11 protein-coding genes and 1 pseudogene are annotated in these 15,290 nt (G+C 42.5%); 5 read left to right on the top strand and 7 right to left on the bottom strand.

Annotation, left to right across the window (positions count from 1 at the left end):
- Positions 1-38 precede the first annotated feature (38 nt).
- Together E0Z06_RS06545 and E0Z06_RS06540 are read right to left on the bottom strand one after the other, a co-directional pair.
- Complete coding sequence (locus E0Z06_RS06545) at positions 39-587, bottom strand: MgtC/SapB family protein (RefSeq protein WP_132583025.1); 549 nt, start codon at positions 585-587, stop codon at positions 39-41.
- 3 nt (positions 588-590) lie between these two features.
- Entirely contained in the window at positions 591-842 is a 252-nt protein-coding gene (locus tag E0Z06_RS06540) for a DUF1289 domain-containing protein (protein ID WP_132583023.1), read from the bottom strand.
- Positions 843-989: 147 nt separating this feature from the next.
- Here E0Z06_RS06540 and E0Z06_RS06535 point away from each other — a divergent pair, with 147 nt between their 5' ends.
- Positions 990-4,160 carry an amidohydrolase family protein gene (locus E0Z06_RS06535; protein ID WP_132583021.1) on the top strand — a complete coding sequence of 1,057 codons (3,171 nt, stop codon included), beginning with the start codon at positions 990-992 and terminating at the stop codon, positions 4,158-4,160.
- A gap of 61 nt (positions 4,161-4,221) precedes the next feature.
- On the opposite strand, the gene E0Z06_RS06530 is transcribed toward E0Z06_RS06535, so the two are convergent.
- The 4 genes from E0Z06_RS06530 to E0Z06_RS06515 form a co-directional block, all read right to left on the bottom strand.
- Positions 4,222-5,685, bottom strand: a complete 1,464-nt coding sequence (locus E0Z06_RS06530; protein ID WP_243695572.1) for a VCBS repeat-containing protein — start codon at positions 5,683-5,685, stop codon at positions 4,222-4,224.
- 122 nt (positions 5,686-5,807) lie between these two features.
- Positions 5,808-6,611 carry a DUF1338 domain-containing protein gene (locus E0Z06_RS06525; protein ID WP_132583019.1) on the bottom strand — a complete coding sequence of 268 codons (804 nt, stop codon included), beginning with the start codon at positions 6,609-6,611 and terminating at the stop codon, positions 5,808-5,810.
- Positions 6,612-6,655: 44 nt separating this feature from the next.
- Positions 6,656-7,684 carry an arginine N-succinyltransferase gene (gene astA / locus E0Z06_RS06520; protein WP_132583017.1) on the bottom strand — a complete coding sequence of 343 codons (1,029 nt, stop codon included), beginning with the start codon at positions 7,682-7,684 and terminating at the stop codon, positions 6,656-6,658.
- A 3-nt stretch (positions 7,685-7,687) separates the two neighbouring features.
- Complete coding sequence (locus tag E0Z06_RS06515) at positions 7,688-8,893, bottom strand: aspartate aminotransferase family protein (protein ID WP_132583015.1); 1,206 nt, start codon at positions 8,891-8,893, stop codon at positions 7,688-7,690.
- Positions 8,894-9,058: 165 nt separating this feature from the next.
- Here E0Z06_RS06515 and E0Z06_RS06510 point away from each other — a divergent pair, with 165 nt between their 5' ends.
- The 4 genes from E0Z06_RS06510 (at position 9,059) to E0Z06_RS06495 (ending at position 13,469) form a co-directional block, all read left to right on the top strand.
- Positions 9,059-9,487 (top strand): Lrp/AsnC family transcriptional regulator, encoded by a 429-nt coding sequence (locus E0Z06_RS06510; protein ID WP_132583013.1) that lies wholly within the window; start codon positions 9,059-9,061, stop codon positions 9,485-9,487.
- A 267-nt stretch (positions 9,488-9,754) separates the two neighbouring features.
- Positions 9,755-10,381: a hypothetical protein gene (locus E0Z06_RS06505; RefSeq protein ID WP_132583011.1), complete on the top strand. Its 627-nt coding sequence runs from the start codon at positions 9,755-9,757 to the stop codon at positions 10,379-10,381.
- Between the two features lie 434 nt (positions 10,382-10,815).
- Positions 10,816-12,327, top strand: a complete 1,512-nt coding sequence (locus E0Z06_RS06500; protein WP_132583009.1) for a hypothetical protein — start codon at positions 10,816-10,818, stop codon at positions 12,325-12,327.
- Between the two features lie 173 nt (positions 12,328-12,500).
- A complete protein-coding gene (locus E0Z06_RS06495) occupies positions 12,501-13,469 on the top strand; it encodes a hypothetical protein (RefSeq protein ID WP_132583007.1) in 969 nt (322 codons plus the stop codon).
- A gap of 209 nt (positions 13,470-13,678) precedes the next feature.
- Here E0Z06_RS06495 and E0Z06_RS06490 read toward each other — a convergent pair.
- A pseudogene (locus tag E0Z06_RS06490) lies at positions 13,679-15,211 on the bottom strand (IS66 family transposase).
- Between the last annotated feature and the right edge of the window lie 79 nt (positions 15,212-15,290).

Raw genomic sequence — 15,290 nt, 5'->3', positions numbered from 1 at the left:
TCAATTCAATATACTAACCTAATACCGTTGCTGCTGAGTTAATGTGGATCATCAATATCCTGAGGTTTCGGCTTGTCACTCTTGCGCCGGTTAAATAAACCTCCATAGCTGCCGTTTAGCCATTCACTATAGGTGCGATGTACACCACGACGCAGTGCTGATGAAGAATTCTCTAGTAAATCAATGCCCGTAAGTACACCTACCACCAATATCGAGAGTTTTATTCCCACTAGCTCAAAACCAATACCAATACTTACGCCTATCGCGGCCAGCACCCATATTGTTGCTGCCGATGTTACACCAAGCACCATGCCGTCTCTGGCTAACATTACCCCTGCGCCTAAAAAGCCAACGCCGGTTATAACCTGACCAATAATACGTGACGGATCAGTCATCTCACTGTTAATAGACATAGAAGCAGCAATAAACACATAAGTGCCCATAACAATAAGAATAGAGGTACGAATGCCGGCCGGTTTACCGCGCAGTTGCCGCTCAATTCCGATAATAAAACCACTGACTAATGCTGCACCAAGAGCCGTCCAACTAAAAGGATGAATACTAAAAATTAACTGCCAGTCCAACATACACTATCCTTTTAATAAACTGATTTGCAATTTAGCGGCTTGCCATTCAGCTTGCGTAATTGGGCTGGTTTTCGCATCAGGTATATTTTGTAACATAGGGTCTTGTTTTCTCTCAATAATTTTTTCTAAAATCAGTAGGTTTTCGTCATCAGGCCGCCTACCCCAGCCGACGATTTCCGTAATATGCCGATAACAGCCGACACAAAATTTATCGCTGTTAAGCCGACAACAAGCGACACAAGGTGACTCAATCACAGCGCTCTCCTAAACTTATCGACTATTACTATGCTTCTAACGCAAGCCGCTTTGAATAACTTAACTCTGTTGTCAGTTTATGTCACTCTGAGTTAGCTGCATATAAATGATAACTAAAATAATATTAGAACATACGGGAATAGATCTATGAAACCATTTGCGCCGTCACTGCTGGCATTGGCTATTAGCAGTTTTTTTCTACACGCAGAAACAGATAAAGCACCAGCTTGGGATGTTAATGCGCCCCAAGGGCAATTTGAAACGGTAAACATCAACGTATCTCAAGGTAGTTGGATGAATATTGCCGTTAGCCCTGATGGCAAAACCATTGCCTTTGATCTATTAGGTGATATTTATACCATGCCAATTACCGGCGGTAGCGCAACACGGTTAACCTCGGATATTGGTTGGCAAATGCAGCCGACCTTTAGCCCTGATGGCAAACACATTGCCTATACCAATGATGAAGGTGATGGCGATAACATTTGGCTAATGAATGCTGATGGTTCATCGCCTCGAGCTGTCACTAACGAAACCTTTCGTTTATTAAATAGCCCAGCTTGGAGCCCAGATGGTGAGTTTTTGGTCGCGCGTAAGCACTTTACTGCGAGTCGTTCACTCGGTGCCGGCGAAATTTGGCAATATCACAAAACCGGTGGCACAGGCATTATGCTTACCAGTCGAGATAATGATCAGAAAGATTTAGGCGAACCAGCGTTTTCGCCAGATGGTAAATATGTTTACTTTTCACAAGACGACACACCGGGTAAAACCTTTCATTACAGCAAAGACTCAGAAAGCGGTATTTATAAAATAAAACGTTTTGAGCGTGAAACCGGAAAGTGGGATGTAATACTAGATGGCGAAGGTGGTGCAATTCGCCCAACTCCCTCACCCGATGGTAAATACCTCGCTTATATTCGTCGGGTAGATTTTCAAAGCACACTGTTTTTATATGACTTAACCAATGGCGAACATATTAAGCTGTATGACGGTTTAGACCGTGACATGCAAGAAACCTGGGCTATTCATGGTGTGTACCCTAGCCTAAGCTGGACCAAAGACAATAAGGCCTTATTATTTTGGGCTGGCGGCGAAATTAAGCAGCTAAAACTAGCGGATAAAAAGGTTACGACCATTCCGTTTAGCGTTAATACTGATAAGCAAATTCAAACAGCGGTACGCGTTAAGCAAGACCTAGATAAAACCCAAGTTGATAGCAAAATGCTGCGCTTTGTTCAGGTGTCGCCCGATGGCAAACAAGCGGTGTTTAGCGCACTAGGCCAGTTATATATTACCGATATCGACAATCCTAAACCTAGACGCTTAACCAAACAAAGTAACGCTTTTGAGTTTTATCCGCAGTTTTCGCGCGATGGCAAACAATTGGTTTTCGTTAGTTGGAATGACAATGAACAAGGTGCGGTAAATCTACTTAACTTACGCAATGGCCGCATCACTAAGCTAACCAGCGAGCCAGGCAAATACGTTGAGCCGGTATTTAGCCCTGATGGAAAAACCGTGGTTTATCGTAAAACCGGGCCAGGTGGTTTATTAGCAAAACAATGGTCGTTAAATACCGGTTTATATAAAATCAGTAGTAATGGTGGTACACCAGAGCTGATTAGCCGTAATGGCTATAACCCAATGTTTGGTGCGCAAAGCAATGCCGTTTATGCCATGAATTACGGCTCAGCACCGAGTTTAATTCGCATTGACCTTACCAAGCTAACACAACAAACTTTATACACCGCCAAATTTGGTACTGAATTTAAACTATCACCTGATGGCAAATATTTAGCCTTTGCCGATCGGTTTAAAGTGTTTGTTACGCCTTTTACTGAGCGTGGCAGCGCCATTGATATTAGCGGTAACGATAAGCAATTTCCGGTTAAACAACTGTCAGTGCGCGCTGGTGAATATCTTAGCTGGAGCAGCAATAGTCGCAATCTATACTGGAGCCTTGGCCCTGAGCTATACCATACTAGTATTGAAGGCTTATTCGACTTTACTGACAAAACCGATTTTACCGTAAAAAATGGCGTTAATTTAGGCTTTAGTGTGCCTGCCGATATACCAAATGGCGTAGTTGCTTTTGTTGGCGGTCAGGTCATCACCATGAATGGCGACGACGTTATTCAAGATGGTGTAGTCATAGTAGAAAACAATAAAATTAAAGCTGTAGGAAAGCGTGGCGACGTTGTGGTGCCAAGCAATGCAAAAGTAATGGATATAAGTGGCAAAACCATTATGCCAGGCTTTTTTGATGCTCACGCACATGGCTCGCAAGGTAGCAACCAGTTAATACCACAACAAAACTGGCAAAACTACGTTGCGTTAGCATTTGGTGTTACCGCATCGCATGATCCGTCTAATGATAGCCGTGAAATATTTACCGCTAGCGAAATGCAAAAGGCCGGCATTATTGCCGGACCACGTCTTTTCTCTACCGGCACAATATTATATGGCGCCGAAGGTGCCGGTTATACCTCGCATATTGATAGCCTAGATGACGCTAAATTTCATTTAGAACGTTTAAAGAAAGTTGGCGCATTTAGTGTAAAAAGCTATAACCAGCCACGACGAAACCAGCGTCAACAAGTGATTCAAGCCGCGCGTGAGCTGGATATGATGGTGGTGCCAGAAGGCGGTTCATTAATGCAACATAACCTGAGCATGGTTGTTGATGGCCACACTACCGTTGAACATTCATTACCGGCAGCAGCAATTTATGATGATATAAAGCAGCTGTGGCAAGCCAGTAAAACTGCGTATACGCCAACATTAATTGTCGCCTATGGCGGTATTTGGGGCGAAAACTACTGGTATGATAAAACTGAAGTGTGGAAGCACCCTAAGTTACAAAATCTAGTACCTCGTGATCAGCTCGCCGCTCGTAGTATGCGCCGACCTAAGGCGCCAGATAATCATTACAATCATTTCTCGGTCGCTAAAGTAGCCAAGGAATTGTCGGACTTAGGCGTAGTAACTAATATTGGTGCCCACGGTCAGCGTGACGGTTTAGGTGTGCATTGGGAAATATGGATGTTTGCTCAAGGTGGCATGAGCCCACTAGAAGCGCTTAAAACCGCCACTATCAACCCCGCAAAAACCTTTGGTATGGACCATCAGCTAGGCAGCCTTGAGGCCGGTAAACTCGCCGATTTAATTGTTATTGATGGCAACCCACTAACTGATATTAGGGTTAGTGATAAGGTAAGCCATACTATGGTCAATGGTCGGTTATTTGACGCCAACACCTTAGATGAAATAGGCCTTCGTAACAAAAAACGCCAAACATTTTTCTTTGAAAAATAACTAACGGCATTTCCTAACAAAAAAGCTAACCACCTGCGGTTAGCTTTTTTTATTATGGGTATTAGCTTTTGTCAGAGGTGCAATTTAACAATAATATAAGCCGATTGCCTTGTTGCTCATTATCTTGGCCTGAGAAGGGTAAAATAATATCTTGTTTATTATCATTGTTTACATCAACAACCTTTACTTGCTTAGCATCACGCGGCAAATCAACACTTAGCTCGACGCTGCTGCGTTGAAATAAACGTTTATTATCAGGTAAATAAAATTTCAATTTAGTTAAGCCATCACCAATGAGCAAACTGCTTTTTCCGTCATTATGTAAATCTGTCAGTTGCAGCAATGGCATATCAAAACGAAAGTTACCAATACTAACGTCTATAGTTGCGCGTTGGCGAAAGTCAGCTTTAGTTTTGTAACGGCGCTGTTCATCTAATAAATAAAAATCGACATCTAAATTCGCGCTGCCGCGCAGTAGCACTCGAATAATAGTGCCTACGCCAAAATGGGTGCTGGTAATATAAAAATCTTGTTTACCGTCACCATTAATATCACCAATTCTTACCTCTAATGGTGATGAATCCGTATTAATAGTGGTGTCAGGTTGTGCTGAAAACCTAAGGCCTGTTGCAGTTTTTTCGCCAAAATGTACGCGAAAGCTATTCTTGCGCTCTAACGCATCAATAAACTGCTCACGATTAACCACAATATCCAACACGCCATCGCCATCAATATCAGTAATTTTATTTAAGCTATCAATGTGCTTACCAGCATAGGTACTACCTGCATCGTTACGTTGATCGCTTTGCTGCTCTGTCGATAAACTTACCGGCCAAGCCAAGGCCTGGGCGTCGGTTAAAAACGCCCCATCAGACTGTTGCAAAAAAGCATAAAACTGGCCTTGTTGCACTACGACGATATCGAGTAAGCCGTCCATATTGGTATCTAGCAGATAGTAAGGACGGGCTTGATAATTTAGGCCTTTATTCCAGCTTTCCAGTAAGGCTGGCGTTTTAAGCGCATAGTGCACAAACTGGCCATCGGGCTGCTGCCGATATAACTGTAAATGATTAAAATCGGGTATTAAAAAATCACTTAATTCAGAGCCCAAATGAATAACAAAATTATGCTCACGCAAACGGCTTGGGTCTAAAACTCGGTATAACGAACTGCTGGTTACTAGAGGTTTAATGGCTCCATTTTCCGCCCGCAAGCTTACGCCATCGGTTGTAAGAAACACCAACTGCTCAGCAGAAATATTCGCTAAAATGGCACTAGAAAAAAATTGTGCGTTATTGGGTATATCAATAGGCGTCACGCTAAAATCAGCAAGCGATACCTGGCTTAACCAACGCTCAAACTGGTTAAAACCTGATACCAACAATTGTTGTTTTTTCGGCAAAACTAATAGACTGCCATTGGCCGGGTGCGCTAAGGGTATGTCTACTTTATCAAAACGTACCTGCTCTGCCGCAACACTATGCATAGCAACAAAAACGAAACCAACAGCGAAACCTGCACGCATTATTATGAGTAACTCAGTAAAATACAGTGTAGAACTAATAACATGACGTCAATGTTTTTACTAGTACAACAAAAAAGCCAGCAATATCTTGCTGGCTTTTGCATTAATTAACCGCTGAACAATTAACGCGCGTTAGTGCTTTCAAAAATTTTGTCGGCTGATGCGGCAACAAAGCCGGTATACAACATACCATTGCTCATGGGGTAACGACGGGCAAACTCATAAAAACAACTTGGAATAGTTGCGCTGCAATCGCTAAATTGCACACTGTGCAAATCGGCCAAGGTAGAGGTTTGCTCAAGGTACACCTCTGGTGTGCCTTTAATTTCGCCACCTGAGGTATTAAGTAAGAAGCCCGCTTGTTTTAGCGCACTATTTACTTGCTCTAAGCTGTCATAGCTTTCTAAATCATTCACGCTTACGGTAAAGTGATTCGCGCGATAGCCCCAAGCTGATACCCAAGCTGCGTATTCGCTTTCTGCTAATAATTTTTCATAAGTGGCTTGGCTTACTTGCCAATGCGTGCCGCTATATAAAAAATTATCTGCCGTTACGGCTTCTGCTGGAATTTGCTCTACTAATGCCGTGATAATTTCACGCAAATAATCAGAACATTTATCTAGCAATAACTCAGAAATAAACACCTTAGGTAAGCTGCGATCGGGATGTTCATAATGCTTGGCATATAACTTTTTTGCTTCAAAATGATATTCACCGCACTCTTCATAACCCAGCGCTTTAAAATGCGCAGCTAACTTTTCTAAGCCCACTTTTTCTAAATTAAACGTGCGCAGCGCAATATGATCATTAATAATATCTTGTTGCTGCGAACTGCCTAATAAACGGTGCACGTTTTTGGCAGATGGAGTTACCGCTACATAGTCTTGCCATAAGTTGGCAAACAACACTTTTACATCAGTATGCATTTAAAATCCGCCTTTACGTTTATCAGTTGTTACTTGTTGGGCCGTTAGGCCTTGTCTAAAACTATAAATCTTGCCATATCGCCATCGCGCAGCTGCAGTGCAGCGGCAAATTCTGCACTTAACAACAGTAGCCCCTGCTCAGCGTCGTACTGCGCTTCGGTGCTAAAGCTGGCACGAAACTGCTGCAATGAGGTATTGGCAACCGCCAAAGTTTGCTCGCCTTGCACGGCGGCAATTTTCACTGGCACTTTTTTGCTTTCAGCTACCGATTTAATTTGCTTAAGTTGCGCTTCAACCGTTGGCCCAGCGTCAAATAAATCGATATAGCCTTTATGAGTAAAACCTTCATTTTCTAATAAGTTAAGCGCCGGCTTAGTGTTTTGATGCACTTGGCCAATAACCTCTTGTGCACTTTCTGGCAGCAACCCCACATAAATTGGGTGGCGTGGCATTAGCTCAGCAATAAAGGCTTTTTTACCAATGCCAATTAGATGATCGGCAGTAGTAAAATCGATAGTTAAAAATAGCTTTTGTAACCAGTGCCAAAATGGCGGCTGGCCGTCTTTATCAGCAACACCGCGCATTTCAGCAATAACCCGCTCACTAAAACGCTCTGGATACTCTGCCATAAACAAAAATCGCACTTTAGATAAAAAGCGTCCAGCATGGTTACGGCGGTAATCTTCGCGTAAAAACAGCGTACAAATTTCTGATGCACCGGTGTAATCGTTACATAGCGTTAGTGTTTTTAGCTGATTAAACACATTTAGCTCAGCGCTGTGGTGAATAACCGTATTCTGCTGAAAATGGTACAGCGGCGTGCCAGTGCCCACCGCGGCTTCAATACCTGTGGTACCAACAATTTCACCTGTTTGTGTATCTTCCAACACAAACAGATAACCTTGATCACCAGGTTGCTCCACCTTGGCCGCAAAGCTATGTTCAGCATGCTGAATTTTTTGCTTTAGTCGCTCATCATTTACCGGCAATGAGGTAAAACCCGCGCCTGACTCAATAGCGATAGTTTTAAGCGCGGTAAAATCAGCGGCGTTTATCGGCCGAATAACTAACATGGTTTAACCTTTTACTACGTTAGCTACCGCTGTTTCAAAACGGGCTAAGCCTTCAACAATGTCGGCATCGGGTATAACTAACGACGGTGCAAAACGCACCACGCTAGTACCCGCCACTAAGGCCATTAAACCTTGATCTGCCGCGGCAACCATAAAATCGCGGGCTTTACCGCTGTATTCTGGTTTTAATACCGCACCAATTAACAAGCCGTAGCAACGCACTTCAGCAAACACATTATGCTTTGCATTAATTTTTTCTAAACCGTCGCGGAATAATTGCGCTTTAGCTTTTACGCCATTTAATACTTCAGGCGTATTTACGGTATTTACTGCAGCCAGTCCAACCGCACAGGCTAACGGGTTACCACCATAGGTAGAACCGTGCGTACCAACCACTAAATGCTTAGCAATGTCAGTAGTGGTTAACATGGCACCAATTGGGAAACCGCCACCTAAGGCTTTAGCGGTAGTTAAAATGTCGGGCGTTACGCCATAACCCATGTAAGCGTACAAATCGCCAGTACGGCCAACACCCGTTTGCACTTCATCAAAAATAAGTAAGGCATTGTGTGCATCACACAGCTCACGCACGCCTTTAATAAATTCGGCAGTAGCGGCTAATACCCCGCCCTCGCCTTGAATTGGCTCTACCATTACCGCACAGGTATTGTCATTAATAATGGCTTTTAAGCTAGCCAGATTATTAAACTCGGCGTGTACTATAGCTTCAGGCTTAGGGCCAAAACCATCAGAATAAGCAGACTGACCGCCTACGGTTACAGTAAAGAAGGTACGACCGTGAAAACCTTGCTTAAACGAAATAATCTGATCTTTTTGCTCACCGTATTTGTCTTTAGCATAACGACGAGCTAGCTTTAACGCTGCTTCGTTGGCTTCCGCGCCAGAGTTAGCAAAGTACACTTTTTCCGCAAAGGTAGCGTCTACTAACGCTTTAGCTAATAACAGTGCCGGTTCGTTTGTCATTACGTTAGATAAGTGCCAAATTTTATCAGCCTGATCTTTTAACGCGCCAACTAATGCAGGGTGACAATGACCTAAACAGTTAACAGCGATGCCGCCGGCGAAGTCGATAAACTCAGTGCCATTTTGATCCCACACGCGTGAGCCTTGGCCTTTTACTGGAATAATTTTTGAAGGTGCATAATTTGGCACCATTACTTCGTCGAATAAGCTTCTTGAAACTTGCATAAATACCTCACTGTTACAGTAGGAAGAGCCCAGCCTTTATCAATCTATATAAGTGGCAGGCGCGAAAAACGTGCCCTATTATATTGCTCAGCACTGTCATATTGCAGTATCATTATCGGCAATTTAGCTAGCATGTACGTCAATTTAACGTAAGGATTACTCAAAATGATAAGCAAGGAAGATGAAAAACTATTAGCCGTATTAAAACACCAAGCCCGTGCCAGCATTTCAGATTTAGCCCGCATGCTCGATTTATCCCGCTCTACCGTGCAAACCCGCATTGCCAAGCTAGAGCAAAGCGGCATAATTAAAGGCTATTCTGTCGATTACGGTGAAGACTATTTAGCCTCTTTGGTATCAGCCCACGTAAGTATTAAGGTAAAACAAAAGCTAACCGCTAAAACCAATATCGAGTTAAAGCAAATATCACAAGTCGCCGCACTATATGCCATCAGCGGCGAATACGACCTCATTGCTATAGTGCAAGCGCAAAGTACCGAGCAGTTAAGCCATATTCTTGACGACATTGGTAATTTAGATGGCGTAGAACGCACTAATTCATCGGTTATTTTAGAAACTAAATTTAAGCGCTAAATGCAGTGCGGCTTTATTAAGCCACTGCATTAAACCACTACTGCCGAGTGAGTGTTGTTAGACTGACCTTTCCGCATTTGTCGCCACCACAAAACCTGCTGTACCTATAACCTATTGTACTTAAACAATAACCGATGTAATGTCATCACACTATATTTACAAAGGCGGAAACCTCCGTGTTTAAATACGGATCTTTCCGCCCAATAAGCGTTAGGCTGTCGGCAGGCCTAAGCGAATATCCGTAGACATCAAAAAAGTGAGTAAAGTATGAAAGAGAAAACATTCGTGATCGCGCTGTGCTTAGCCATCACGGCATGTAGTGAGCCCGACTTCTCTGACTCCTACGGCGGAGTTGCAGTGAGCGAAAATTGGGATGCAATTAGTGTATGTCAAACAGCACGTATGTTAGCCAAGGAAAGTTTCACAGAGACCGAGAAGCGGTTTGTTTACCAGGAAAAGTGTACGGTTGTTAAACTGACCGCTCCGCTACCAGGCAAGTACTCATATTTCCAACCATATGCGGCGACGTGGGAAAACGGCATTGCATTGCGGGTTTTCGAAAATTTTGAGGATGAGCTCGTATTGTGGGGTAGATCGAAAGAGGGAATACCGTTCTCCTGGAACAAAGATCATCCCCCGCTTAACGTGACTTTAGAGTCCTTAGAGGCAGAGTGTAAAAAGTTGTTTTCGGATCGCGTAGACGCCCAGAATATAGCTGTAGTTGAGAGTAAAGAGTACGACGACCACAGCGGAGCCAATGTGGAAATCACATACTCGGGTAAAGGTGGTGTTAAAACTGACGGCTCTTGCCTTTACGATACAAAGGGAATGTTAATGGCTTCAAGCAAGGTTGCGAGCGACGAATTCGCCAAGAGCGTGTATGACAGGCCCTAGACCAGCGGCCTAACAAAAGCCTGCAAGCCGACGCGGCAAAGCCGCGCGCTTGAGGCTGGCGTTATGTACCAAGATAGTTCTGCTCATCATTCTTTGGTCGGGCTTAAATGAAATGGAGGCTATATGCCACAAAAATACATTGAAGAGCATTTGTACTGTCATTGCAGTCAATGCAATTCTGAAAATATCCATGTAATTCGGAGCTATCTTCCAAACTTCATACTTTATCCATTTGGGTTAGCTTTGTTAGCTATTACAGGGGCGCAACCGTTACCAATTAAAATGGAGTGCAATGATTGCCAAAATAAGTTTTTCGGCAGTGGCATCCATCATTAGTAATGGTACATAACAAGCGCAATCACAACGGGCCTTCGGCCCTCGACTCGCAACAAGTTGCTCGCGTGTGTTGCGGGCGTTAAATCGAAAAGGTAGCAATGAGTAACGATCAGGGAAATGAACAGGGAGTGACAGCATCAGAGCGTTACCTTGCTTGGTTAGGTAGAAATACATTTCTAAGCCCTTGGTGCTTTGCCAATCTATATACTGATGAAGGAAAGAAAACTGAGAATGGTGATGGCAAAGAGCTATGCGATCTGTTTGTAGTATTTAAAGAGCACGTAATTATCTTTTCCGATAAGGATATAGCGTTTAAAGATACTGGGAACTTGGAATTGGATTGGAGCCGATGGGTAAGAAAGGCAGTATTAAGATCAGCTCCGCAAGTTTTCGGCGCCGAAAAATTTATTAGAGAGCATGCTGAGCGAATATTTTTAGATCGTAAGTGTACCCAACCTTTCCCTATTGCATTTCCTCCTAACGATGAAATTAAGATTCATCGGGTATTGGTCGCAAGAAACGCTACAGAGAGATTCCGAAAACATACCTCAGGTTCGGGCTCATTGATGTTGAACCCAACAGTAGTTGGAAAGGAAATGGAGAAAACTCCTTTCCAAGTAGGGACAGTCAATCCTCAGAAAGGCTTCGTCCATGTTCTTGACGATGTCGCACTCGACACTTTGATGAGAGAGCTTGATACAGTTCATGATTTCACTACCTATCTTTCCGATAAGGAAGCACTTATTTCATCTGGGCGTTTAGGTATATCAGCAGGTGAGGAAGACCTTCTAGGGTATTACTTGTCTGAATCAAACAAGGATCGCGACCCTGGCTTCTACGCTCAAGATGTCGACCTTATTGTTGTGCAAGAAGGCATCTACGACAGTATAAGATCTTTACCACAATACAAGAGGGGCAAGGAACTCGACGCTTCCTCTTATTTTATCGATCGATTTATTGAGTATTTCGGCAATCACGCACGGGACAACACTTGGCACTTTAGCAACGCTGAAGATTTTGACTCAGTTACTCTAGGGATTCGCGAATTTGCCTCCGAATCAAGGGTTGGGCGTAGAGTCCTAGCAGATGCAATACTTGAGAAACTAAAGTCACTAAAACCACATCAGAGGGGCGTGCGCCTCCTACTATCGCCCACCAACCCCGAAACTATGTATGTTTGGTTGATAGTACCAGTCTCCGTGCGCTTCGAATCCTACCAAAAATATCGGGAATTTCGAGCCGGGCTTTTATTCGCTTACTGTCAGTCTGCAAAGCTTCTAAAGCCCGAAAGAAGGATCGTGGTTGGGGTTGGCACCGATCCCCCCGGTTCAAATGGGGGCAGTGAAGATATGATATACATTGATACAGCTAGTTGGTCTGAAGACGACTACGCGGAAGCCCAAGATGTGCGTGAAAAGCTTAGTCTCTTCAAAGAAGGGAATGTTAGAGAAGAAAAAAGGAGGCAATATCAATATCCGGTAGAAAAAACAAGCGGTGATGACGGCACGAAGCGTCAAAAAGAAAAAGAGCGAAAACATAAAAGAAAAAAGCAGAAAGACGCGAGGCGAAAGGGTCCGGCTGGAGTTGACCAGAACAGGGAAGTCGTGTAGGTTCAGGCAGCAGCATAAAACGGGAAAATCGGAAAACCACCTTGAAAAACTCCGTCCTCGTTGAGTAAATTTAGAAAAATGTTAACATATACAATAATTAAATAAATAATTAAATAATTAAATAATTAAATAATTAAATAATTAAATAATTAAATAATTAAATGGAATTAAATATGAAATTGAAATTCACCGTTCTATTAACTTTTTTTTTATTATTACTCCTCAGTGGTTGTGATATTTTTAGCACAGAAAGACAAATTTCAATAAAAACACCAAAACATTTATTAATTGAAGGTCCTGAAGAATTTAATTTAATGAGTAATAAAGCTAGAGAATTACAATATAAATTTACAGATGATGATAAATATAAAGTTATAAATATAAATGGTGACAACTGTGAAACTATTAATCAAGGAAATGGATATTTTACTATTAAAAACCCGACTGACAATTGCGTAGTTTCTTTTAATATTTCACAAGTCCGTTATGACGTTAGTACTGTCAATATTGGTGATGGTAGAAGTGATTTCATTAGTAATTCTTCAGTTTATTCAAAAGATGGTATTGTAGAAATTCTTGCTCTACATAATTACAACTCTAAAAGAGTTACAGTTAAAACTGATGGTTGTGATTTAATCACTGAAGATAAAGACTCAATTTTTATTAAAGTATCAAATTTTATTAGTGATTGTAAGGTTAGTTTATTATACGCTAAAAATGAAAGCTTTAAACCTACTGTTGAAGTTGAATTAAGAAACTCTACGCATTACATAGGCTATAGTTTATACGACAAAGTAAACTTGAGAGTGGTTAACAACTGGTCGAAATTAATACTAGACGAGATAACAATAAAAGGTCACCTTTACGGTATTAATGAAAAAGGTGTACGCAAATTGTTGAGTCAAACTACAAAGGTTTTCAGAAATGTCCCCGCAAGTCATAGTTTAGAATCTACAATTTTTAATGAAGAACAACCAATTAAAGGTTATGAGTTTACAAAATTCGAGTTTGAAGTACTATCTGCTACAAGCTGCAAGTTTGCACTATGGTCTACAGATAATTGTCTTGATATTTTAGAGCCTGGTTACAGCAGTAATCGATTTGGATTGAAAGTAGAAGGTGCAATTATACTTCCTAACTAATAATACTCTTAAAATACATTTTGTTTTAAGGTGCTGAACACACTGCCGAAGCTTAGAGCAGTGTGTTATTGCCAGGTATATGACCCACAATCCTATTGACAAACCTCCTTAATTTTTTGAAGTACCATACTGGCATAGCCCTTGTCGATTTCATGTTTATCTTTTACGACCTGACGTAAAAACGTTTGTAAGCGTCTAGCTAACGGCACCTAGTTGTGTTTAATATTCCATGGTAGAAGCCTGTCAATATTGTCAGGCTTCTTAGCAAGGTGTTGCAAGCACATTGAGATATAGTCATGCACCATAATATCGTTGGCCTTTGCGGTTTCAACAAGACTATACAGTATGACACTGGCATGTGCGCCCTTGCTGGTGTTTGAGAACAGCCAGTTTTTTCGACCTATTACGAACGGCTTTATTGCTCGCTCGGCGCGGTTGTTATCAATACTGAGCCTGCCATCCTCTAGATAACGCCGGAACTTTTCAAACTGATTTATCCCATAGCTAATGGCTTTACTCAGCGGTATTTTCGGTGGCATTTTGTCTTGATGCTTTATCAGCCACTGATATAACTCATCCACTATCGGTTTGGCTTTTTGCTGCCTAACCTTGAATTTTTCTTCAGCCGTCTTATCTTTAATGGCTTGCTCTATGCCGTACAGCTTACCAATGAGATTCAGTACCACGTCTGCTTTACCCGTTTTTGTATTATCTCCTTTGGCTTCGATGAATTTCCGGCGTATATGCGCAAGACACGCAACCAGTGTTGCCTGCGTTTGCTCGTAAGCTTTATAACCATCAACCTGCAGATACCCTTGGTAACCTGCAAGAAAATCAACAGCACATTGGCCGGCTCGGCTATTGTTATAGTCAAATAATACAATATTACGGCCTTTAACTGCCTTATCATCACCACAACAATACACCCACATATAGCTTGTTGCTTTATCTGCGTTAATCACCTGTAACGGGGTTTCATCACCATGAATAACCGCTTGAGATAACAACACCTCTTTTAAGCGTTGATACAGGGGGGACAACAGTTGTGCACAACGTAACATCCAGCTCGACATGGTTTGTCTACTCAATTCAATTTCGATGTTAGCAAACAGTGTTTCTTGGCGATAAAGTGGTAAGCCAAACTGGTATTTACAGGTGATTATTTGACTCAGCAAACTGGGGGTCGCGATACTTTTTGCTATGGCCGTTGCGGGCATCGGGGCGGTTTTTATCACACTTTCAATACCTTCACGCTCACAGTAGCGGCAGGTATATTTAGGGCGAATGGTTTTAATCACTTTGATATGCGCCGGCACAAGCTCTAAGGCCTCACTGCTGCTTTCACCTATTTTGTGCAAGGGGCTTTGACAGCAATCACAGATTTTGTCCTCATCATCTAGGTCAACAACCACGTTAACTCTGGGCAACTGCTTTGGCAGTGGGGTGCGTTTAGGCTTGGCTTTGTCTTTCTTTACGGCGGGAGACGCCGCTAATAGCGCTTTATCATGTTCATCTAGCGTTTCTTCCGCTTCATTGAACACTTCACCCGCGCCTGGCATTTTTTCTGATTTCTTGGCGTATTCTTTGGCAAGCTTGGCGTTGTAGGCTGCAAGTAATTCATGAATTTGTGCGTCTTACTTAGCCAATTCTTCGTCTTTTTTTGCCACAACAAGGCGCAATTCAAGCAGCATACGCTTGAGTTGCTCTGGGTCGTCTGGTAATGAGTGGGCATCAATTTTCATGGCCACAATCTAGCAGAGTTTACTCGTATTTTCTTGCTGGCAGAGCAGATAATGATTGGCGTGGTGGCAATGATCGTTG

Source organism: Rheinheimera sp. D18, from assembly GCF_004345025.1.
Lineage (GTDB): Bacteria > Pseudomonadota > Gammaproteobacteria > Enterobacterales > Alteromonadaceae > Alishewanella > Alishewanella metallidurans.
This window is presented reverse-complemented; position numbering and strand designations above follow the sequence as displayed.

Coding starts and splice junctions, on each gene's coding strand:
- E0Z06_RS06545 (WP_132583025.1), bottom strand. CDS start 587: ATGTTGGACTGGCAGTTAATTTTTAGTATTCATCCTTTTAGTTGGACG.
- E0Z06_RS06535 (WP_132583021.1), top strand. CDS start 990: ATGAAACCATTTGCGCCGTCACTGCTGGCATTGGCTATTAGCAGTTTT.
- E0Z06_RS06530 (WP_243695572.1), bottom strand. CDS start 5,685: ATGCGTGCAGGTTTCGCTGTTGGTTTCGTTTTTGTTGCTATGCATAGT.
- E0Z06_RS06525 (WP_132583019.1), bottom strand. CDS start 6,611: ATGCATACTGATGTAAAAGTGTTGTTTGCCAACTTATGGCAAGACTAT.
- astA (WP_132583017.1), bottom strand. CDS start 7,684: ATGTTAGTTATTCGGCCGATAAACGCCGCTGATTTTACCGCGCTTAAA.
- E0Z06_RS06515 (WP_132583015.1), bottom strand. CDS start 8,893: ATGCAAGTTTCAAGAAGCTTATTCGACGAAGTAATGGTGCCAAATTAT.
- E0Z06_RS06510 (WP_132583013.1), top strand. CDS start 9,059: ATGATAAGCAAGGAAGATGAAAAACTATTAGCCGTATTAAAACACCAA.
- E0Z06_RS06505 (WP_132583011.1), top strand. CDS start 9,755: ATGAAAGAGAAAACATTCGTGATCGCGCTGTGCTTAGCCATCACGGCA.
- E0Z06_RS06500 (WP_132583009.1), top strand. CDS start 10,816: ATGAGTAACGATCAGGGAAATGAACAGGGAGTGACAGCATCAGAGCGT.
- E0Z06_RS06495 (WP_132583007.1), top strand. CDS start 12,501: ATGAAATTGAAATTCACCGTTCTATTAACTTTTTTTTTATTATTACTC.